The organism is Flavobacterium ammonificans (genome assembly GCF_020885975.1).
Classification (GTDB): Bacteria; Bacteroidota; Bacteroidia; order Flavobacteriales; family Flavobacteriaceae; genus Flavobacterium; species Flavobacterium ammonificans.
The window spans coordinates 1499964-1520124 of the sequence record NZ_AP025183.1 but is presented as its reverse complement, the minus strand read 5'-3'; the positions used below and the strand labels follow the sequence as shown (position 1 = coordinate 1520124).

Annotated in this window: 24 protein-coding genes; 17 read left to right on the top strand and 7 right to left on the bottom strand. The window is 33.9% G+C overall.

The features are described 5' to 3' along the window. Positions 1 to 40: 40 nt before the first annotated feature. The 4 genes from LPC23_RS06870 to LPC23_RS06855 all read right to left on the bottom strand — a co-directional run bounded on the left by LPC23_RS06870 (position 41) and on the right by LPC23_RS06855 (position 2575). Positions 41 to 880: a 1,4-dihydroxy-2-naphthoyl-CoA synthase gene (locus tag LPC23_RS06870; protein ID WP_229329080.1), complete on the bottom strand. Its 840-nt coding sequence runs from the start codon at positions 878 to 880 to the stop codon at positions 41 to 43. A gap of 137 nt (positions 881 to 1017) precedes the next feature. Beyond that, positions 1018 to 1872 carry a CvfB family protein gene (locus LPC23_RS06865; protein ID WP_229327142.1) on the bottom strand — a complete coding sequence of 285 codons (855 nt, stop codon included), beginning with the start codon at positions 1870 to 1872 and terminating at the stop codon, positions 1018 to 1020. Positions 1873 to 1953: 81 nt separating this feature from the next. Beyond that, the gene (locus LPC23_RS06860) at positions 1954 to 2298 is read right to left on the bottom strand and encodes a HepT-like ribonuclease domain-containing protein (RefSeq protein ID WP_229329079.1); all 345 of its coding nucleotides are present in this window, start codon (positions 2296 to 2298) and stop codon (positions 1954 to 1956) included. Continuing rightward, positions 2288 to 2575, bottom strand: a complete 288-nt coding sequence (locus LPC23_RS06855) for a nucleotidyltransferase family protein (RefSeq protein ID WP_229329077.1) — start codon at positions 2573 to 2575, stop codon at positions 2288 to 2290. Before LPC23_RS06855 ends, LPC23_RS06860 begins: the two co-directional genes overlap by 11 nt. Positions 2576 to 2709: 134 nt before the next feature. Between LPC23_RS06855 and LPC23_RS06850 the strand changes: the two genes are divergently transcribed. After that, complete coding sequence (locus tag LPC23_RS06850; RefSeq protein ID WP_229329075.1) at positions 2710 to 3597, top strand: carbon-nitrogen hydrolase; 888 nt, start codon at positions 2710 to 2712, stop codon at positions 3595 to 3597. 2 nt (positions 3598 to 3599) lie between these two features. After that, positions 3600 to 4640 (top strand): agmatine deiminase family protein, encoded by a 1041-nt coding sequence (locus LPC23_RS06845; RefSeq protein WP_229329073.1) that lies wholly within the window; start codon positions 3600 to 3602, stop codon positions 4638 to 4640. A 69-nt stretch (positions 4641 to 4709) separates the two neighbouring features. Here the strand turns inward: LPC23_RS06845 and LPC23_RS06840 are convergent, their stop codons facing one another. Next, the gene (locus LPC23_RS06840) at positions 4710 to 6965 is read right to left on the bottom strand and encodes a M1 family metallopeptidase (protein ID WP_229329071.1); all 2256 of its coding nucleotides are present in this window, start codon (positions 6963 to 6965) and stop codon (positions 4710 to 4712) included. A 138-nt stretch (positions 6966 to 7103) separates the two neighbouring features. On the opposite strand from LPC23_RS06840, the gene LPC23_RS06835 reads away from it, so the two are divergent. Together LPC23_RS06835 and LPC23_RS06830 are read left to right on the top strand one after the other, a co-directional pair. Next, positions 7104 to 7958 (top strand): aldose 1-epimerase family protein, encoded by an 855-nt coding sequence (locus LPC23_RS06835; RefSeq protein ID WP_229329069.1) that lies wholly within the window; start codon positions 7104 to 7106, stop codon positions 7956 to 7958. Positions 7959 to 7966: 8 nt separating this feature from the next. Beyond that, positions 7967 to 8530, top strand: a complete 564-nt coding sequence (locus LPC23_RS06830) for a GNAT family N-acetyltransferase (RefSeq protein WP_229329067.1) — start codon at positions 7967 to 7969, stop codon at positions 8528 to 8530. Here the strand turns inward: LPC23_RS06830 and LPC23_RS06825 are convergent. Next, positions 8505 to 8750, bottom strand: a complete 246-nt coding sequence (locus LPC23_RS06825; protein ID WP_229329065.1) for a VF530 family protein — start codon at positions 8748 to 8750, stop codon at positions 8505 to 8507. The two genes, LPC23_RS06830 and LPC23_RS06825, sit on opposite strands and share 26 nt — an antisense overlap. Positions 8751 to 8796: 46 nt before the next feature. Here LPC23_RS06825 and LPC23_RS06820 point away from each other — a divergent pair, with 46 nt between their 5' ends. The 3 genes from LPC23_RS06820 to LPC23_RS06810 all read left to right on the top strand — a co-directional run bounded on the left by LPC23_RS06820 (position 8797) and on the right by LPC23_RS06810 (position 10905). After that, complete coding sequence (locus LPC23_RS06820) at positions 8797 to 9282, top strand: phosphoglycerate mutase family protein (RefSeq protein WP_229329064.1); 486 nt, start codon at positions 8797 to 8799, stop codon at positions 9280 to 9282. Between the two features lie 53 nt (positions 9283 to 9335). After that, positions 9336 to 9788, top strand: coding sequence for an SsrA-binding protein SmpB (gene smpB / locus LPC23_RS06815; protein WP_229323916.1), 453 nt, complete (start codon positions 9336 to 9338; stop codon positions 9786 to 9788). 67 nt (positions 9789 to 9855) lie between these two features. Continuing rightward, positions 9856 to 10905 carry a Fic family protein gene (locus LPC23_RS06810; RefSeq protein WP_229329063.1) on the top strand — a complete coding sequence of 350 codons (1050 nt, stop codon included), beginning with the start codon at positions 9856 to 9858 and terminating at the stop codon, positions 10903 to 10905. Between the two features lie 27 nt (positions 10906 to 10932). Here the strand turns inward: LPC23_RS06810 and LPC23_RS06805 are convergent, their stop codons facing one another. Further along, complete coding sequence (locus tag LPC23_RS06805; protein ID WP_229323912.1) at positions 10933 to 11574, bottom strand: protein-L-isoaspartate(D-aspartate) O-methyltransferase; 642 nt, start codon at positions 11572 to 11574, stop codon at positions 10933 to 10935. Positions 11575 to 11717: 143 nt separating this feature from the next. Between LPC23_RS06805 and LPC23_RS06800 the strand changes: the two genes are divergently transcribed. The 10 genes from LPC23_RS06800 (at position 11718) to kdsA (ending at position 20160) form a co-directional block, all read left to right on the top strand. Next, complete coding sequence (locus LPC23_RS06800) at positions 11718 to 12683, top strand: Gfo/Idh/MocA family protein (RefSeq protein WP_229323910.1); 966 nt, start codon at positions 11718 to 11720, stop codon at positions 12681 to 12683. Positions 12684 to 12694: 11 nt separating this feature from the next. Beyond that, positions 12695 to 13582 (top strand): 3-hydroxyacyl-CoA dehydrogenase family protein, encoded by an 888-nt coding sequence (locus LPC23_RS06795; RefSeq protein WP_229329062.1) that lies wholly within the window; start codon positions 12695 to 12697, stop codon positions 13580 to 13582. 14 nt (positions 13583 to 13596) lie between these two features. Beyond that, positions 13597 to 14262, top strand: coding sequence for a YggS family pyridoxal phosphate-dependent enzyme (locus tag LPC23_RS06790; RefSeq protein WP_229329061.1), 666 nt, complete (start codon positions 13597 to 13599; stop codon positions 14260 to 14262). Between the two features lie 65 nt (positions 14263 to 14327). Next, on the top strand, positions 14328 to 15689 hold the full coding sequence (locus tag LPC23_RS06785; protein WP_229329060.1) for an exonuclease domain-containing protein: 1362 nt from the start codon (positions 14328 to 14330) through the stop codon (positions 15687 to 15689). A 45-nt stretch (positions 15690 to 15734) separates the two neighbouring features. Next, positions 15735 to 16664, top strand: coding sequence for a tRNA (adenosine(37)-N6)-dimethylallyltransferase MiaA (gene miaA / locus LPC23_RS06780; protein WP_229329059.1), 930 nt, complete (start codon positions 15735 to 15737; stop codon positions 16662 to 16664). Positions 16665 to 16672: 8 nt separating this feature from the next. Beyond that, positions 16673 to 17413 (top strand): acyl-[acyl-carrier-protein] thioesterase, encoded by a 741-nt coding sequence (locus LPC23_RS06775; protein WP_229329058.1) that lies wholly within the window; start codon positions 16673 to 16675, stop codon positions 17411 to 17413. Between the two features lie 100 nt (positions 17414 to 17513). Next, on the top strand, positions 17514 to 17966 hold the full coding sequence (locus LPC23_RS06770; protein WP_229329057.1) for a MarR family winged helix-turn-helix transcriptional regulator: 453 nt from the start codon (positions 17514 to 17516) through the stop codon (positions 17964 to 17966). Positions 17967 to 17979: 13 nt separating this feature from the next. Continuing rightward, positions 17980 to 18612: an NAD(P)H-dependent oxidoreductase gene (locus LPC23_RS06765; RefSeq protein WP_229329055.1), complete on the top strand. Its 633-nt coding sequence runs from the start codon at positions 17980 to 17982 to the stop codon at positions 18610 to 18612. A 28-nt stretch (positions 18613 to 18640) separates the two neighbouring features. Further along, positions 18641 to 19207, top strand: coding sequence for a YceI family protein (locus tag LPC23_RS06760; protein WP_229329053.1), 567 nt, complete (start codon positions 18641 to 18643; stop codon positions 19205 to 19207). A gap of 134 nt (positions 19208 to 19341) precedes the next feature. Next, positions 19342 to 20160, top strand: a complete 819-nt coding sequence (gene kdsA / locus LPC23_RS06755; RefSeq protein WP_229329052.1) for a 3-deoxy-8-phosphooctulonate synthase — start codon at positions 19342 to 19344, stop codon at positions 20158 to 20160. The last annotated feature ends 1 nt before the right edge of the window (position 20161 follow it).

The window sequence follows — 20161 nt, the reverse complement described above, 5'->3', positions numbered from 1 at the left end:
TTATAAAGTTTAAATATTTAACGCTTTACTTAAAACCCAATTATGGCAACCATTTTTTCTCGAAATTCGGCTTTCTTTTTTCCAAAAAGGCATTTCTACCTTCTGTAGCTTCTTCTGTCATATAGGCCAAACGAGTGGCTTCGCCTGCAAAAACTTGTTGTCCTACCATACCATCATCGGTTAGATTCATAGCGAATTTCAACATTTTGATAGATGTTGGCGATTTAGCTAAAATTTCTTGCGCCCATTCATAAGCGGTATCTTCTAATTCGTCATGCGGAATAACAGCATTCACCATCCCCATTTCATAGGCTTCTTGAGCCGAATAATTACGACCTAAGAAAAAGATTTCACGTGCTTTTTTCTGGCCGACCATTTTGGCTAAATATGCCGAACCATAGCCTCCATCAAAACTAGTGACATCTGCATCTGTTTGTTTAAAAATAGCGTGTTCTTTACTCGCTAAAGTCAAATCACACACTACGTGTAAACTATGACCTCCACCTACAGCCCAACCTGGAACTACACAGATTACTGCTTTTGGCATAAAACGAATCAATCGTTGTACATCTAAAATATTCAATCTATGATAACCGTCTTCACCCACGTATCCTTGGTGACCGCGTGCTTTTTGATCTCCACCACTGCAAAAAGACCAAATTCCGTCTTTGGACGAAGGTCCTTCCGCCGATAATAAGACCACTCCTATCGAAGTATCTTCTTGTGCATCATGAAAGGCTTGTAATAATTCAGAAGTTGTTTTAGGACGAAACGCATTACGCACATCAGGGCGATTAAAGGCGATTCGTGCTACTCCATTGCATTTTTTATAGGTGATATCTTCAAATTCTCGGACTGTTTTCCAATCTATCTTGCTCATAATTCTTTGATTTGAGTGTAAAAATAAGTCATTTTTTAGATTCTCTGCTAAAAAGAAAACTTAAAGTTAGCGGTGCAACATAAAAAAAGGCAACTCAATAAAATGAATTGCCTTTTGCTTCTGTTATAAATTTCAAATTACTCTTTAATCAAGTAAATTCCGTCGTCTTTTATTTCAATTAATTTCTCTTTATACAAAGCGCCGATTGCTTTCTTAAAGGTCTTTTTACTCATTTTTAAGACTGTTTTAATATCTTCTGGATGCGAATTATCATTTAAACGTAAAAACCCACGATTCGCACGCAATTCATCCAAAATTTTCTCCGCATTAGGTTCGATACTTTGATATCCCTGAACTTGCAGCGCCACATCAATTTTATTGTCAGGACGAATGTTTTTAATGTAACCTCTCATTCTGTCACCGGTTCGAATAGCATCGTCGTAGACCTCATCTTTGTACAACAACCCTTTGTGTTGTTCATTGATTATGACATTAATACCTATTTCCGTGATATGCGAAACAATCAAATCTACTTCTTCTCCTTTTTCAACCGTCAAATGATCGTTACTCAAAAATTGATTGGTTTTGCTTGAAGCCACCAAACGATTGGTTTTTTCGTCCATATACAAATACACCAAATAGCGTTTCCCTTTTTCCATTGGTCGCGCTTGCTCTTTGAACGGGACTAAAATATCTTTTTCCATTCCCCAATCCATAAACGCACCAATCTGGTTGATGTAATTCACACGCAAAAGCGCAAATTCATTCAACAAAATATAAGGCGCTAAGGTGGTGGCTACCGGACGTTCTTCGTGATCTAAATACACAAAAACTATTAACTCTTCCCCTATTTCAAATTCGTTTGGAACGTATTTGTTGGGTAAGAGCACATCGTGAATTCCTTCAGGATCTTTTTCTGGGTTTCCCAAAAATAAGCCTACTTTAGTATCCCGTAATATGGTGAGCGTATTGTATTTTCCTATTGCTAACATTTCTTCAATTCTAGAGTGCAAAGGTACAGCACAATGTTTGCAATTCCTAAATAATTATTGAAGCGTTTAGGAAATAAAAAACTAAGAAAGTGTATTCAAAATGGATTTAATTTGAATTTTAAAAGTGGGTATTGTTTCAAATATTGTTTCCCAAACAAAACTATTATCTACCGAAAAGTACTCATGAACAATAAAATTACGCATTGATTTTGCACCTCGCCAATCTACTTCAGGGAAATTTTGTTTAATTTCTTCATCTATTTGAGAAATAGCTTCTCCAATTACAATAAAATTTTTCAAGACAGCATCTTGCTTTAACCAATCCGCCAGAAATTCTTCCTTAGTAGTTGTGTCAGCAATTAATTCTAACTTTTCAATTGCTTCAATAATATGAAAAAAGTAAATTTTATAGTGCTCAGTTTTCATAAATATAGCGCACTTCGTTTAGTACCTTTTCTTTAATGAATTTATTCAATCCACCTTCTGAAACTAAATCTACTTTTTTATGTAATTTTTCTTCTAATTCAAAATGAATTTTAGACAAGGTAAACAATCCAATAGGTTCATATAATGAGAATAAAATATCAATATCACTATTGCTGTTTTCCTCATTTCGAGCAACAGATCCAAACAAACCAATACTTTTTGGGTGATATGGTTTTAATGTTTCTATAATGATATGTAATTGACTTTGAGATAACATAGTACAAATGTAAATAAAAATTAGTTAGTTTAGTTAATAGTTCAGTAAAGAAAAGAAACTCTTTAATTTTTCTGAATTCCTTTTCGTGTACTCTTTATAAAAATAACTATTTTTGCGGTCTAATTTTTTTAGCTATGCCAAATAAAAAATACAAAATCGCAGTTATTCAATTGAATCTGAATGATATTGCCGAAAACAACTTAAAGAAATGTTTGAGTTGGGTTCGTGATGCAGCTAGTCAGGGTGCCGAAGTAATTTCGCTACCCGAATTGTACAGCAGTCATTATTTTTGTCAAAGTGAAGATGTCGATAATTTTGCGTTAGCAGAACCATTGTATAGTACTTCTTTTATTGCTTTTAGTGCATTAGCCAAAGAATTAGGCGTTGTGATTATTGTTCCTTTCTTCGAAAAAAGAATGGCAGGAATTTACCACAACAGTGCTTACATCATTGACACGGATGGTTCAGAAGCTGGTTTGTACCGCAAAATGCACATTCCAGACGACCCCCATTTCTATGAAAAATTCTATTTCACACCAGGTGATATAGGCTTTAAAGCATTCCCTACCAATAAAGGAAAAATTGGAACGCTGATTTGTTGGGACCAATGGTATCCTGAAGGAGCGCGTTTGACGGCTTTGCAAGGTGCTGAGGTTTTATTTTACCCAACTGCTATAGGTTGGCATCCTTTAGAAAAAGAAGAATACGGAGTCAATCAACACGGCGCTTGGATGAATGTAATGAAAGGTCACGCGGTTGCGAACGGCGTTTATGTTGCCGCTGCTAACCGTATTGGTTTAGAAAAATATTTACCAAATACCTCTGGAATTGAGTTTTGGGGTTCGTCTTTCATTGCTGGACCACAAGGCGAAATTTTGGCGCAAGCCTCCCACGACAAAGAAGAAATCTTGATTGCAGAAGTCGATTTAGATTTGCAAGAAAATGTACGTCAAAACTGGCCGTTCTTTAGAGATCGCCGTATTGATGCTTTTGGAGATATCACAAAAAGAGCAATAGACTAATAATGAGTACTCCAAACAGACGTTTCCCTGCCGAATGGGAAAAACAAGAAGGTATTTTACTATGTTTTCCGCATAATGGAAACGATTGGCCTGGCAAATACGAAGCCGTTCAATGGGCTTTTGTCGAATTCATTAAAAAAGTAGCTGCTGTTGAAAAAGTATTCTTGGTAGTGGCTGATGAAAAATTGAAAACTAAAGTAGCTGAAATGCTAGAGAGAGCTCACGTTCAGCTTACTAATATTTCCTATATCATTCATAAAACGAATCGTTCTTGGATGCGCGATTCGGGTCCTATCATTGTGAAAAATGGTTCTCAAAGAGAAGCCTTGAATTTCAACTTTAATGGTTGGGCAAAATATTCCAATTTCCAATTAGACAAACACGTTCCGAACAAAGTAGCTGATTTCTTGAAGTTGCCTTTAACTCAGGTAACTTTCAACGGAAAACCTGTTATTGTTGAAGGTGGCGCTATCGATGTGAATGGAAAAGGAACTTTATTAACTTCAGAAGAATGTTTGATGCATCCGTCGATTCAAGTGCGCAATGCTCATTTTACCAAGGCGGATTACGAAGCGGTTTTTAAAGAATATTTAGGTGTTACTAATGTGATTTGGGTGGGTGATGGAATCGAAGGAGACGATACCCATGGGCATATCGATGATTTATGTCGTTTTGTTAACGAAGACACCATTGTAACTATTGTTGAGGAAGATAAAACCGATGCGAATTACCAACCGCTTCAAGACAATCTAAAGCGTTTGCAAAATGCTAAATTGGAAAACGGACAATCTCCAAAAATTGTTTGCTTGCCGATGCCAAAACGTTTGGATTTTGAAGATTTGCGTTTGCCTGCTAGTTATGCTAATTTCTTAATTTTAAATCATTGTGTTTTAGTTCCCACTTTCAATGATAGTAAAGATCGAATTGCATTAAATATCTTAGCAGATTGTTTTCCTGATAGAGAAATAATTGGAATCAGTGCTACTGACTTTATATGGGGATTTGGAACGTTACATTGTTTGAGCCAACAAATTCCAGCATAAAAACCAAACTTTATAACATAAAAAAAACGACTGATTACTCAGTCGTTTTTTTTATAGAACTAAATCTATTTATTGTTTTGTAAATGGTATTTTTCTACCATCGGCCAAAATCATTTCAAAACCAGATTTGGCATCATTGAATTGTAATTCCATTCCGGCACGTTTAGATTCAAATTTATTTTTACCGGTTGGTGTTAAATTAAACTTTGGATAACCCGTAATCTCTACATTTAACGCACCATTTTTTTCAGCAAGTGTAAATTTAATTGGTGCTTGCGGATTGGTATAAACTCCAAGGTAACCATCTAAAATTAGATCTTCCTCTACTTTTCCTTTTTCAGCAGTCCAAACATTATTAGCTTCATTTACATCTGGAAATACATGATCTGGATCTAGAGTGATACTTTCGATTGGTTCGGTAGAATTATGTTTGAATGACCATTCTATATTTCTTTGCCAAATTTCAACAGGTAATTTAACACGCGTTACTTTACCACTCTTAGTTTTTACATCTAAAACGATTGGCATTGCCATTTTTTCAAAATTCTCAATATTAATTATAATTCCTTTAGCGGGATCATTTTTAATGTATTTAATAGAATTAATTCCTTGGTCTAAACGCCAATTGTATTGGAACCAACCTCTCCAGAACCAACTCAAATCCTCACCAGCTACGTTTTCAATAGTTCTAAAGAAATCATCAGGTGTTGGGTGTTTATATGCCCAGCGCTCAACATAGGTGCGTAAGGCTAAATCAAATCGCTCTGGTCCTAGTACTTGCTCTCTTAATATTACTAAACCAACACTTGGTTTAGAATAACACAAAGTACCAATATTAGCCTCTTTCATATTATCAGGAGAACTCATGATTGTTTCTAATGCTACATTCGTATATAACTCTGCATCTTGGTGTAAATCAGCTTTTTCTTCTTTGTACTCTCCATAGTTGAAATCAACTGAACTTAATGAATTAATAAAAGTATTAAAACCTTCATCCATCCATGCAAATAATCGTTCGTTAGACCCAACAATCATAGGAAACCAAATGTGTCCAAATTCATGGTCCGTTACTCCCCACAAACCTGCTCCTTTAGACTCCCAACTACAAAATACAATTCCAGGATATTCCATTCCGCCTTCGTTACCTGCAACATTAACTGCAACAGGATAAGGATATTCCATCCAACGTTTTGAATAATTTTCAATTGAAGTTTTAGTATATTCTGTTGATCTTCCCCAAGCTTCATTTCCATCACTTTCCACTGGATAAACAGATAATGCTAGCGCTTTTTTCCCACTAGGCAAATTGATTTTAGCACCATCTAAAATAAAGGCTGCTGAAGAAGCCCAAGACACGTCTCTAGCATTCTTAATTTTAAAATGCCAAGTTTTGGTTGAAGTAGTTGTTTTGGGTAAATTATTTACCTCTGCGGCGGTTCTGATCAAAACTGTTTTATCGCTCAATTTAGCTTGGGCCAAACGTTTTTGTTCCTCTGAAGAGTACACTTCAGTAGGATTTAACAATTCTCCTGAACACACAACAACATGATTCGATGGCGTTGTAATTTTTACGTCAAAATCTCCGTATTCCAAATAAAACTCTGACGCTCCCAAATACGGATTGGTGTTCCAACCTCTTACATCATCATACACACACATTCTTGGATACCATTGTGCCATGGTGAAAATTTTACCGTTTTTGGTTTCCAATACTCCCATTCGATCTGATCCTTCAAATGGAGCAATAAAAGAAAAATCAATTTTGATTTTTACTACTCCTCCTTTTGGATTCAATCCTTGCGGAAGAAACACTTGCATTCTAGTATCTGAAATCACGTACTTCGCATCTACTTCAGTTGTCTTTCCTTTTAAAGTAGAAACTATTTTAACTGACTTTATTTTATGACCTCCGTCAAAAACTTGTCCTTGAGCTCCGTTACGACTCCCAGAGATAGGCACAACAGCATTTCCACGAGAATCAGCTTGAAATAAATTTTGATCTATATTCATCCAAACAAAATTCATTTTATCTGGACTATTATTCGTGTAGGTTATGATATCTGTTCCAGTAACCTCATTCTTTATTTCATCTAGTCGAGCTGTAATTTGGTAATCAGCTCTATTTTGCCAATATTCATGACCAGGCATTCCGCTAGCTGAACGCGTATTTGTTCCATTTTTAGAATAGAAAAAAGGAGCAAAAGCATCATGATAATTGTAATTTGATTTTTGTTTTACTTCGGGTGCTTGCTCTTGAGACCAAATAGTCGAAATACTAAATAATAAAGTCAATCCTAAAATGACTTTGGTACGTATGTTTTTCATGTTTTTAAATTTTATATCACAAATAAATGAAAAAAAAGCAGATTTTAAACCAAACTAATTTATTTATGTTTGAAAAATAAAAATAGAACTCTTGAATTTTAATTTATCATTCTATATTTACCAATAAAAATTAATTTAATGTCCGTTATAACCTTATCAAACTCGCAAATAAGTGTCGCAATCAAAACCTTAGGAGCTGAATTATGTTCTATCAAGAATAAATTAAATAGAGAATTCATGTGGGAAGGAAATCCTGATTTTTGGGGTAAACACTCTCCTGTTTTATTTCCAATTGTTGGCACATTGAAAAACAATACGTTTTATCATAACGATACAAAATATACACTTACAAGACATGGATTTGCAAGAGATATGGAATTTGAATTAATCGAAAAAACAGAGGACAGCGCCACTTTTTCGATCCAATCCAATTCAGCAACCTTGCTAAATTATCCATTCGAGTTTGAATTGCAAATTCAATATAAGCTAATCAATACTACTGTAGAGATTGATTACAAAGTTGTTAATAAGGATAATTCTGAGATTCCATTTTCAATTGGAGCACATCCTGCATTTGCATTACCAAGCAATTTTGAAGATTACAGCCTTGATTTTGAAAAAGTAGAACCTTTAGAATATACTTTACTTGAAAATGATTTGGTTTCACAACAAACCGAAAAAATACATACCAACACTAATAGAGTTCCTTTAACCTATGAATTGTTTAAAAGAGATGCTTTAATTTTTAAAAAATTACAATCTAATTCACTCACTATTATTGAAGAGGATAAACCTATTTTAAAAGTTCATTTTCAAGACTTCCCTAGCTTAGGTATTTGGACAAAAGTAGGGGCGCCATTTATTTGCATAGAACCTTGGTTTGGTTACTCTGATACCACCAAAAGCAATGGCAATCTTTTTGAAAAAGAAGGCGTTATTGTTTTAGAAGCAAACGCAAATTTTCAAGCAAAATTTAGTATAGAAATCCTTTAACCACTACTATGTTGGAATTCAACTTTACACCATTTCCAAACCTCGAAACTCATCGTTTGAATTTAAGACGTCTTACTTCTACCGATGTTAATGAAGTACTTGCGTTGCGTTCGAATCCGGAAATCATGAAGTTCATTCCGAGACCTTTAATTACTAACCAAGAGGAAGCACTTGAATTCATAATAACAATGGATACAACTATTGATTCAAATACAGTAATCAATTGGGCAATTACAACCAAAGAAAACGATAAAGTAATTGGAATGATCGGTTATTACCGAATGAAACCAGAAAACTATAGAGCAGAAGTTGGTTATCTTTTAGCAACGGAACATCATGGAAAAGGCATCATTTCAGAAGCTTTGCAACGAGTTGTGAAATTTGGGTTTGAAGAAATGGGACTAAACTCAATCGAAGCAGTGATTGATCCAGAGAATATTGCTTCAGAAAAGGTATTATTAAAGACCAATTTTGAAAAAGAAGCCTATTTTAAAGAGTATCAATTTTTTGATGGAATTTTTTTTGACAGCGTTTTTTACTCACTACTTAAGAAAAATTTTGAGAAATATTAATTTTTGGAAGTGTTTTGATATATAGCTCTTCTACTTTTTTTCGAGCCCAGTCCGTTTTTCGTAAAAAAGTTAAACTTGATTTCACACTTGGATTTTCATTAAAACACTTAATTTTGATTAATTCGCCTAGAGTATCAAATCCATAGTATTGAACTAATTGTTCTACTATATGTTGAAGTGTTATTCCGTGAAGCGGATCTTTTGAAGATTTGTTTTCCATTTGGCAAAGATATATATTCGAAGATTAATTTATAAAATAGTTTATAATGAAAAAGCTACTTGTATTCTTATTCCTTTTTGGTTTCCAAATTCATTTTGGCCAAAATAAAACAACCCAATATTACTTCATTAGACATGCTGAAAAAGCGGATAGTTCTAAAAATCCAGATTTATCTGAAAAAGGTTTAGAAAGAGCGCAAGAATGGAAAGCATTATTTTCAGAAATTAATTTTGATGCTGTCTATTCGACTGATTTTAAAAGAACAATGCAAACAATTAATCCAATTGTATCAGAAAATGGTAAACTACTTAAAATATACAATCCCCAATTAGTAGACATAGAAACATTTAAAAAGGAGACTATGGGTAAAACAATTTTAATTGTTGGTCACAGTAATACTATACCTAAAATGGTAAACCAAATAATTAAAGAAAACAAGTACGGCGATATAGCGGAAAATCAATTTGGCAACTTATACATTGTTACTTTAATTGAAAATCAAATACTATCACAACTCTTACATTTAAAATAATAAAGTTCTTTTGCCTTTACATTTTTTCTTTTTTGTACTACTTTTGCCTTGCTATGCAAAAAACAGTTAACATACTTAATAAGAGAGCTCGTTTTGATTATGAAATAATCGAAACCTACACTGCTGGAATTGTATTAGCCGGTACCGAAATCAAATCCATTCGTTTAGGAAAAGCAAATATCACCGAGAGCTTTTGTGAATTTAGCAATAACGAACTTTTTGCCATCAATACTTATATTGAAGAATACGCTTTTGGTAATCAATTCAATCACAAATCTAGAAGCGAGCGTAAACTATTGTTAAACAAGAGGGAATTGAAAGGATTAGCAAGAAGTGTGCAAGCAAAAGGACTTACAATTGTTCCCTTAAAAATGTTTACCAATGAAAAAGGAATGGCAAAACTTGAAATTGGTCTTTGCCGTGGAAAAAAAACATATGATAAACGAGAATCCTTGAAAGAACAAGATACGAAAAGAGATTTGGACAGAATTAAGAAAGCTTTTTGATAGAAAAGTTTTTTTTACAAAAAATTATGACTAAATTTGTCTTGACAAATAAAAACATTTAAATAAGATGAAATCACTAATCAAAAACGCTAGAGAAAAAAAAGGGCTCAAAACAAGAGAACTAGCACATTTATTGGGAATTGACCAAGCTTTGATTAGTAAGTTCGAATCAGGTACAAGAAAACCAACAAAAGATCAAGTAGTTAAACTTGCTTCCCTATTGGAGATTGACTACGAAACACTAATGGTGGCGTGGTTAAAAGAAAAAATATTATACGAAATTGGTCAAGATGAATTCGCTCTAAAAGCTTTACAGGTTGCCGAAGAAGAAATACGATATGTTGCAAAAAACAACACTAATACACTTTCAAAATCTTTAACAACACTTTTAACTCAAATTGATGTTTTAAAAGCAAAATTAGACAGTTTTCGTCAATTTGATAGTTATAGAATTTCACAGACTTTAGAATTGGAATACACCTTTGAAAGCAATAGAATTGAAGGCAACACCATGACCCTTCGTGAAACTGATTTAGTTATTAATGAAGGTTTGACAATTTCAGGAAAAAGTATGCGAGAGCATTTAGAGGCTATCAACCATCAGGAAGCAATAGCTTTTATAAAAGAGTTAATGAAGAAAAACACTTCTTTGATTGAAAGAGAAGTTTTATCTATTCATAATCTTATTTTGAGAGGGATTCATCCTGAAGATGCAGGAAGATATAGAAAAGTACAAGTAATGATTAAAGGAAGTGGACATACGCCTCCTCAACCTTTTTTAGTAGCGAAGGAAATGGAAGATTATTTTATTTGGTATGAAACCAATAAAAATAAATTACATCCTGTAGTTCTTGCTGCTGAAATGCATGAGCGTTTGGTTACTATACATCCCTTCATTGATGGAAATGGCAGAACATCTCGTTTAGTAATGAACTTGATTTTATTGCAACATGGCTATGTAATTGCTAATATAAAAGGAGATTATGACAGTAGAATGAGCTATTATAAAGCCTTAGAAACTGCTCAAACTCAAAATAACAAAGAAGATTTTATCTTGTTTGTAGCTCAAATAGAAAAAGAGAGTTTGGAGCGCTATTTAGCGATTATCGGTCAATAAAAAACCCGCAAATAGCGGGTTTTTTATTTAGTTAGTATCTTCTAACAAAGGAACGAATCGAAATTCTCCAAATTCATGTTTTTCAAATTGAGTCTCATTTTTACGAATGAGCATGGTCATAATTTGTACCTCTTCTCCCAATGGAATAACTAAACGCCCACCTATTTTTAATTGAGCCATCAAAGGTTTAGGAATTATTGGAGCGCCAGCAGTAACAATTATGCTGTCAAAGGGTGCGTGAATTTCCAATCCTTTGTATCCATCACCAGACGAAAAGTATTTGGGACGAATTCCTAATTTTGGTAGTAAAACTGATGTCTTTTTAAACAATTCAATTTGGCGTTCTATAGTGTACACTTTAGCTCCCATAGTACATAAAACAGCCGTTTGATATCCTGATCCTGTACCAATTTCTAATATTTTTTGTCCTTTTTGGACTTCTAATAATTGGGATTGAAATGCAACTGTATAAGGTTGAGAGATCGTCTGACCAGCACCAATTGGAAAAGCTTTATCTTGATAGGCATAGTCTTCAAAACTAGAGTTTAGAAATAGATGTCTAGGCACTTTTTTAATTGCCTCAAGCACATTTTTATCTGTAATCTCTTTTTGTTCTAAAATGCTTACTAATTGATTACGAAGTCCTTGATGTTTGGCAGTATCTTTCAAAATTTGGGTTTTTATTTTGGTAAAAGTAACAAAGAATTTTGAATTTTAAATGCCATTTTTCAAATAGAAATCATTCAAATAATTGTCTTTATGTCCTCACTATTTAAGCAATTTATTCCTATTTTTGTGCAAACTACATAATTATGCTGAAAATTGGAGTATTAGGTGCAGGTCACTTAGGTAAAATACATTTACGTTTATTACAACAGTCTGAGAAATACGAGTTAGTTGGATTCTACGATGAAAATCAAGAAAACGGAGCTAAAATTGCTGCAGAATTTGGTTACAAACAATTTGACACTATTGCTAAATTAATTCATGCTGTGGATGTTATTGATATTGTAACTCCTACACTTTCTCATTATAAATGTGCCAAAGTTTCTATCAAATCTGGAAAGCATGTATTTATTGAAAAACCAATTGCAACCACTGTTGAAGAGGCAGAAGAAATTATAGCTTTAGCTAACGAATACAAAGTCAAAGGTCAAGTAGGTCATGTAGAACGATTCAATCCCGCTTTTATTGCTACTAAAAACATGATCGAAAATCCGATGTTTATTGAAACTCATCGTTTGGCCGAATTCAATCCAAGAGGTACTGACGTTCCTGTAGTTTTAGATTTAATGATTCACGATATTGACGCTATCTTGAGTGTAGTCAATTCAAAAGTTAAAAATATTAATGCTAGCGGTGTTTCAGTTATTAGCGAAACACCGGATATTGCCAACGCCCGTATTGAATTTGAAAATGGTTGCGTAGCCAATTTGACCTCAAGCCGAATTTCGATGAAGAATATGCGTAAAACACGTTTCTTCCAAAAGGATGCGTATATCTCTGTAGATTTCCTTGAAAAAAAATGTGAAGTCGTTAAAATGAAAGATGCTCCTGAAGTTCCAGGTGACTTTGATATGATTTTACAAAATGCAGAAGGAATAAAAAAACAAATCTATTTTTCTAATCCTGATGTTCAACAAAACAACGCCATCCTTGACGAATTAGAATCTTTTGCTGATGCTATTATAAATGATACAACTCCTGTTGTGACTTTGGAGCAAGCTACCAATGCCTTACGTGTAGCGTATCAGATTATTGAATCAATGGAAAAATAATACAATACAAAATGAAAACAATCGCTGTAATTGGAGCCGGAACAATGGGTAACGGAATTGCTCATACATTTGCTCAAAAAGGTTTTACTGTAAAATTAATTGATGTTTCTGAAAAGGCATTAGACAAAGGTATGGCTACCATTTCTAATAATTTGGATAGAATGTTAGCTAAAGGAACTATCAACCAAGAAGATGTAGCTAAAACTATCACGAATATCATTACCTATACCGACATAAAAGATGGTGTGGTTGGCGTTGATTTAGTTATCGAAGCTGCTACCGAAAATGTGGATTTAAAACTAGCTATTTTCAAGCAATTGAATGAGGCTTGTACCCATAATACAATATTGGCAACCAATACCTCGTCTATTTCAATTACTCAAATTGGAGCTGTTGTAGCGCATCCGGAACGTGTTATTGGAATGCACTTTATGAATCCTGTGCCGATTATGCAATTAGTCGAAGTTATTAGAGGTTACAATACCAGTGACGAAGTGACTCAAATTATCATGCAGCTTTCGGAAAAACTAGGAAAAACGCCCGTTGAAGTAAATGATTATCCAGGATTTGTAGCCAATCGAATTTTGATGCCTATGATAAATGAGGCCATAGAAACTTTGTACAATAAAGTTGCAGGTGTTTATGAGATTGACACCGTAATGAAATTAGGGATGGCACACCCGATGGGGCCGCTACAATTAGCTGATTTTATTGGACTAGACGTTTGTCTATCTATTCTAAATGTGATGTATGACGGTTTTAAAAATCCAAAATATGCACCATGCCCATTATTGGTCAATATGGTTCGCGCAGGAAAATTAGGAGTAAAATCGGGAGAAGGTTTTTACAATTACGCAGAAAGCAAAAAAGCAGAAAAAGTAGCTGCTCAATTTATTTAAACTAAAGGCTCCCCATGTCAATTCAAAATAATTTACGTTCTATTCAAGCTTCAATTCCTAAGAATGTAACTCTTGTAGCGGTTTCTAAAACCAAACCTGTTTCCGATTTAATGGAAGCGTATGAGGCGGGTCAACGTATTTTTGGTGAAAACAAAATCCAAGAAATGACCGATAAATGGGAGGCGATGCCTAAAGACATTCAATGGCATATGATTGGACACGTTCAAACTAACAAAGTCAAGTATATGGCACCTTATGTGAGTTTGATTCATGGAGTGGACAGTTTGAAATTACTACAAGAAATCAACAAACAGGCACAAAAAAACAACCGAGTTATTGATTGTTTATTACAAGTGTATATAGCTGAAGAAGAATCCAAATTTGGCTTAGACGAAGAGGAATTAAGTGAGGTACTGAAACAAGTTCAGCATGACAAAAATGAATTAAACCACATTCGAATCGTCGGTTTAATGGGAATGGCAACCTTTACCAATAATCAAATTCAAGTGAAAAAAGAGTTCAGCCGTTTGAAAACGATTTTTGATCACTATTCAACTCTAAATTCTAAAAACTGTCAACTAAACATACTATCAATGGGAATGTCAGGCGATTACACTCTTGCTATTGAATATGGGAGTACGATGGTTCGAATTGGAAGTAGTATCTTTGGAGGACGATAAATACTAATTTTAGAGGAGATTGCTTTGTACCTCGCAATGACAAAATACTAAATCTAAACACCAATTTGTACGCAATTCTCGACATAGAAACCACTGGAGGTCAATTCAACGAAGAAGGAATTACCGAAATCGCCATTTACAAATTTGATGGTCACGAAGTGGTAGATCAGTTTATCAGTTTAGTCAATCCCGAAATTCCTATTCAACCCTTTGTGGTTAAATTGACAGGGATTAATAATGCTATGTTGCGCTCAGCACCCAAGTTTTTTGAAGTCGCCAAACGCATAATCGAAATCACTTCGGATTGTGTAATTGTAGCGCACAATGCGTCATTTGACTACCGAATACTACGAACAGAATTTAAGCGTTTAGGCTATGATTTTGAATCCAAAACCTTGTGTACAGTAGAATTGTCTAAAAAATTAATTCCTGAACAACCGTCATATAGTTTAGGAAAATTAGTTCGCGCTTTAGGAATTCCGATGTCTGACCGACACCGAGCTAGTGGCGATGCTATCGCGACTACCAAATTATTCAAAATGCTTTTAGAAAAAGATATAGAAAAGCAAATTTTGAATGACCATATCAAGCAAGAAATCCAAAAAGGGATTTCGCCGAAATTATTAGATATTATTAATGATTTACCCAATAAAACTGGAGTATATTACATTCATAACGAAAAAGGGGATTTGATTTATATTGGCAAAAGCCGAAACATAAAAAAACGAATTAATCAACATTTTACAGGTACTTCAACCAAATCCAAAAAGATTCAAAAAGAGGTATTTACGGTTACTTATGAAGAAACAGGTAGCGAATTGATTGCCCTTTTGAAAGAAAGTGAGGAAATTAAAATCAACAAGCCTATTTTCAATCGAGCGCAACGCAAAAGTATCTTTGAATGGGCTTTGTATGCAGAAAAAGATACAAACAGTTATTTGAATTTACGACTTCAAAAAGCTGATGGTCGCAAAAAAGAAATCACTTCTTTTACAACACTCCAAGAAGGCAAAAATGCGCTTTTCCGCATTACAGAAAAGTATCGATTGTGTCAAAAACTAACTGGTTTATATCAAACCAATTCAGACTGCTTTCAATATAAAATTAAAGAATGCGACGGCGCTTGTATTGGAAAAGTTACCCTGGAAGAATACAACAACCGAGTACAAAAATTCATCGCCGAAAATAGTTTTGAAAATCAAAATAAAATTTTGATAGATCGTGGTCGCAATGTTAATGAGCGCTCAGCAGTTTTGATAGAAAACGGAATTTACAAAGGCTATGCTTTTTATGATTTGAATTACCAAGTGACCCATATCGACATACTTAAAAATATATTGATTCCGATGCAACACAACCGCGATGCAAAAACAATTATCCAAGGACAAATTAGAAGAAGTAAAACACTAAAAACAATTTCGTTTTAATTTTAAGTCTTCAAGCCTTAAAACTATGTTTAGAATTCACAATATATGAAATACCTCATAACAATCATTGGTCCAACAGCAATAGGAAAAACTTCCTTAAGCATTGCTTTGGCTCAACATTTTCAATGTGAGATTATTTCGTGTGACAGTCGACAATTTTTCAAAGAAATGCGCATTGGAACTGCCGTTCCAAGTCAAGAGGAATTGGCTGGAGCTCCACATCACTTCATTCAAAATAAATCCATTTTTGAGAACTATACCGTTGGCGATTTTGAAAAAAAAGCCATTGCAAAACTTAACGAATTGTACCAAACCAATGAATATGTCATTTTAGTAGGAGGTTCTGGCTTGTATGTAAACGCTGTTTTAAAAGGTTTTGATTCCTTTCCAGATATTGAAGCTTCAGTTCGTGAAAAAGTAAATGCAGATTATGAGCAACATGGAATTTCGTATTTACAAGATCAATTAGCGCTTTTGGATTTAACCTATTATCAAAAAATAAGTATGGAAAATCCGCAAACACTTCAAAACCCGCAACGTATGATGCGATTTGTAGAAGTTTGTATTGGAACAGGACAACCCTACTCTTCTTTTTTAAATCAGAATAAAAACAATCGTGATTTTACTCCTGTCATCATTGGTTTGGAAGCTGAACGCAGCGTGATGTACGACCGCATCAATCTGCGAGTGGACATCATGCTCAACGAAGGTCTTTTGGCGGAAGCCAAAGAATTATATCCGCACAAAGAATTAAACGCATTACAAACCGTGGGCTATCGCGAATTATTCCGTTATTTTGATGGTGACGATAGTTTAGAATTCGCCATTGAAGAAATCAAAAAGAACACTCGCCGTTTTTCTAAACGACAAATAACTTGGTTTAAAAGAACCGAAAATACGAAGTGGTTTGATTATTTATGTGATAGAAAAGAAATTATAGACTACATCAATCAATTTACAACACATCAACCTTAATTATTTATATGCCAATTTCTCCTAATTTCACTTCTATTTTAAGCAAAGAATGGGAAATCAATTTTACCCAATGTGCACCCAATGGCTATTTAAAATACACCGAATTGTGTAATATATTGCAAATGACCGCTGCGGCACATTCTGAAGTAGGTGGCATTAGTTTTACTGATATGCAGGAGTACAACCAAGCTTGGGTATTGAGCCGAATGCGTGTGGAAGTTAGTAAATTACCTCAATGGCGTGATGTAGTTACTGTTAAAACTTGGATTAATTCATTAGAAAATTCCCGTTCCGTTCGTGCTTTAGAAATGTATGTTAATGGGAAAAAGATTGTAGGTTCTGAAACATTCTGGGCGGTTTTTAATACGGAAATTCGTCGTCCCGAAGCCTTGGCTTTGCCTTACGAACATTTTGAATTGTTTCCTAACAACAAAGCCACAAAAGAAACTTTTTCTAAAATCAGCCTCAACCACGATAAAGAAATGGTGTTTGAAAAGACGGTTCGCTTATCCGATTTGGATATTGTCAATCACGCCAATAATGTCAAGTATTTAGAATGGTGTTTGGATCTAGTCGATGAAACCAAAATTCTGAACCAAGAAATTGAAAGTTTTGAAATGAATTTTATGAAGGAACTATCGTTAAAAGACGAAGTGGTTATTCACGAAAATAGCGAACAAAACACTACTGTTTTTAGTATTTCCAAAGAAGATAAAAGCTGTTTTGCCCTGCAATTGAATTGGAAATAATAATTGTTCATTTTTTATTTTAACAAAAAAATAACATAAATTTGTATATACAAATAAAAAATACACTACATTTGTACCTACAAATTACGTAGAGACAAATATGAAAATCGAAGAGATCTTAAAATCAACTGTACCTATGGATAATTCTAAAAAAATTATCATGAACATTATGTATACCCAAAACATAATTGCAGAAAATTTTAATGAAATTTTAAAACCCTTTGATATTTCTTCTGAACAATTCAATGTATTGCGTATTTTAAGAGGGCAAAAAGGAAATCCTACTAATATGTTTGTGATTCAAGAGCGTATGTTAGCTAAAACGAGTAATACCACTCGTTTAGTAGATAAACTCTTGTTGAAAGAATTAGTAACTCGTGAAGTTTGTCCTGATAATCGTAGAAAAATTGAAGTTACTATTACTGAAAAAGGTTTGGCTATTCTAGCTGAGTTAGAACCTAAAGTTAAAATGCATGAAGACTCTTATTCTCAAAAATTAACTGAAGAAGAGCGCATTCAATTGAATGAATTATTAGAAAAATTTAGAAATTAATTAAACACTTATAATGAGTACATTTTTAGAAAACCAGAATTGGAGATATGCTACAAAGAAATTTGATGCTACAAAAAAAATTACAGATGCTGATTTAGCATTTCTGAAAGAAGCAATTCGCTTGAGTACATCATCGTATGGTTTACAACCTTACAAAGTTTTCATCATAGAAAATCCTGAACTAAGAGCTAAATTAGTAGCTGCATCTTATGGTCAAGCGCAAGTTGCTGATGCTTCTCACCTCTTGGTTTTTGCCAATGAATTGAATTTTGGCGAAGCAGGAATTAATCAATTAGCAGCAACAATCTGCAAAACAAGAGAATTACCATTAGAAGCTATACAAGGATATGTCGATTTTATGAAAGGTAGTATCACAGGATTACCAGAAGAAACAAGAAACATCTGGACAGCAAAACAAACCTATTTAGCTTTAGGAAATTTATTGAATGCTGCTGCTGAACTTCATATTGATGTTACCCCAATGGAAGGTTTTGTTCCTGCTCAAGTCAATGAAATCTTAGGTTTAGATAAACTTGGATTGAATGCAAGTCTATTAGCTCCAATTGGTTACAGACACGCTGAAGATGACACACAACATTACAAAAAAGTAAGAAAATCAAACGACGAATTATTTATCACTCTTTAATTATTAATAAACCTTAAATTTAAAACAAATGAAAAATTTAAAATTAATTGCATTCGCATTAGTTGTAGCATTCGCTACAGTATCGGTATCTGCTCAAACCAAAAAAATTGACGCTGCAAAAAGTTCTATTAACTGGTTAGGAAAAAAAGTTACAGGACAACACAACGGAACAGTAAACTTTAAAGATGGTGCTTTAGTTTTCAACGGGAAAAAAGTAGCTGGTGGAAACTTCACAGTAGACATGACATCTTTAACTGCTACTGATTTACAAGGTGAATACCAAGGTAAATTAAATGGTCACTTGAAAGCAGATGATTTCTTTGGAACTGAAAAATTCCCAACAGCTAAACTAGTTTTCAAAAAAGTAGTTGCAAAATCAGCAAATGTATTTTCGGTAACTGGAGATTTGACTATCAAAGGAATTACTAAACCAATTACATTTGATTTAACTACAACAGCTAACTCAGCTACTACTAAATTTATGGTAGACAGAACAAAATATGACATCAAATATGGTTCAGGAACTTTCTTTACTTCAATTGGAGACAAAGCGATTGCTGACGAATTTGAATTAGATGTAACCTTGAAATTCTAATATTTCAACTTCAAATTATAAAAAGCTCTAACAAATGTTAGGGCTTTTTTTGTTCCAAAACGAAAATAGTTACAAAATAGAATTCCTAATTCCCAATTCCTAACTACCTTTGCACTTTCAATAAATTCATTATTATGAACCTACAACAAATTCCACAAATTAAACATACTGATAGTGACAACTTCTTTTTATTGGCAGGTCCTTGCGCTATTGAAGGCGAAGAAATGGCTTTGCGAATTGCCGAAAAGTTAGTTGGTATAACTGACAAATTAGAAATTCCTTTTGTTTTTAAAGGATCGTTTAAAAAAGCCAATCGTTCTAGAATTGATAGCTTCTCTGGAATTGGAGACGAAAAAGCATTAAAAATTCTTCGCAAAGTATCCGAAACTTTTGGTGTTCCTACCGTTACTGATATTCACACGAATGAGGATGCAGATAAAGCAGCCCAATATGTTGATGTATTGCAAATTCCTGCGTTTTTAGTTCGCCAAACCGATTTAGTGGTGGCTGCGGCCAATACTGGAAAAACAGTCAACTTGAAAAAAGGACAATTTATGAGTCCAGAAAGTATGAAACATGCCGTTCAAAAAGTATTGGATTGCAACAACCAAAACGTAATGGTTACTGATAGAGGAACTATGTTTGGTTACCAAGATATGATTGTGGACTACCGAGGAATTCCTACGATGCAACAATATGCTACGACTGTTCTTGATGTAACCCATTCATTACAACAACCCAACCAAACTGTTGGTGTTACAGGAGGAAGACCTGATATGATTGAAACAGTTGCTAAAGCTGGAATTGCAGTTGGTGTAGATGGAATTTTCATCGAAACCCATTTTGATCCTGCTAATGCGAAAAGTGATGGTGCTAATATGTTGCATTTGGATTATTTTGAAGACTTAATGACCAAATTAGTTGCCATTAGAAAAACCATAAATCAATTTTAAA

Bases quoted from the DNA above. Each gene is read 5' to 3' on its own strand.
- LPC23_RS06845 (WP_229329073.1), top strand. From the start codon at position 3,600: ATGAGTACTCCAAACAGACGTTTCCCTGCCGAATGGGAAAAACAAGAA.
- smpB (WP_229323916.1), top strand. From the start codon at position 9,336: ATGCAAAAAACAGTTAACATACTTAATAAGAGAGCTCGTTTTGATTAT.
- miaA (WP_229329059.1), top strand. From the start codon at position 15,735: ATGAAATACCTCATAACAATCATTGGTCCAACAGCAATAGGAAAAACT.
- LPC23_RS06765 (WP_229329055.1), top strand. From the start codon at position 17,980: ATGAGTACATTTTTAGAAAACCAGAATTGGAGATATGCTACAAAGAAA.
- LPC23_RS06760 (WP_229329053.1), top strand. From the start codon at position 18,641: ATGAAAAATTTAAAATTAATTGCATTCGCATTAGTTGTAGCATTCGCT.
- LPC23_RS06775 (WP_229329058.1), top strand. From the start codon at position 16,673: ATGCCAATTTCTCCTAATTTCACTTCTATTTTAAGCAAAGAATGGGAA.
- LPC23_RS06860 (WP_229329079.1), bottom strand. From the start codon at position 2,298: ATGAAAACTGAGCACTATAAAATTTACTTTTTTCATATTATTGAAGCA.
- kdsA (WP_229329052.1), top strand. From the start codon at position 19,342: ATGAACCTACAACAAATTCCACAAATTAAACATACTGATAGTGACAAC.
- LPC23_RS06770 (WP_229329057.1), top strand. From the start codon at position 17,514: ATGAAAATCGAAGAGATCTTAAAATCAACTGTACCTATGGATAATTCT.
- LPC23_RS06800 (WP_229323910.1), top strand. From the start codon at position 11,718: ATGCTGAAAATTGGAGTATTAGGTGCAGGTCACTTAGGTAAAATACAT.
- LPC23_RS06820 (WP_229329064.1), top strand. From the start codon at position 8,797: ATGAAAAAGCTACTTGTATTCTTATTCCTTTTTGGTTTCCAAATTCAT.
- LPC23_RS06835 (WP_229329069.1), top strand. From the start codon at position 7,104: ATGTCCGTTATAACCTTATCAAACTCGCAAATAAGTGTCGCAATCAAA.
- LPC23_RS06870 (WP_229329080.1), bottom strand. From the start codon at position 880: ATGAGCAAGATAGATTGGAAAACAGTCCGAGAATTTGAAGATATCACC.
- LPC23_RS06850 (WP_229329075.1), top strand. From the start codon at position 2,710: ATGCCAAATAAAAAATACAAAATCGCAGTTATTCAATTGAATCTGAAT.
- LPC23_RS06855 (WP_229329077.1), bottom strand. From the start codon at position 2,575: ATGTTATCTCAAAGTCAATTACATATCATTATAGAAACATTAAAACCA.
- LPC23_RS06790 (WP_229329061.1), top strand. From the start codon at position 13,597: ATGTCAATTCAAAATAATTTACGTTCTATTCAAGCTTCAATTCCTAAG.
- LPC23_RS06830 (WP_229329067.1), top strand. From the start codon at position 7,967: ATGTTGGAATTCAACTTTACACCATTTCCAAACCTCGAAACTCATCGT.
- LPC23_RS06795 (WP_229329062.1), top strand. From the start codon at position 12,695: ATGAAAACAATCGCTGTAATTGGAGCCGGAACAATGGGTAACGGAATT.
- LPC23_RS06865 (WP_229327142.1), bottom strand. From the start codon at position 1,872: ATGTTAGCAATAGGAAAATACAATACGCTCACCATATTACGGGATACT.
- LPC23_RS06840 (WP_229329071.1), bottom strand. From the start codon at position 6,965: ATGAAAAACATACGTACCAAAGTCATTTTAGGATTGACTTTATTATTT.
- LPC23_RS06825 (WP_229329065.1), bottom strand. From the start codon at position 8,750: ATGGAAAACAAATCTTCAAAAGATCCGCTTCACGGAATAACACTTCAA.
- LPC23_RS06810 (WP_229329063.1), top strand. From the start codon at position 9,856: ATGAAATCACTAATCAAAAACGCTAGAGAAAAAAAAGGGCTCAAAACA.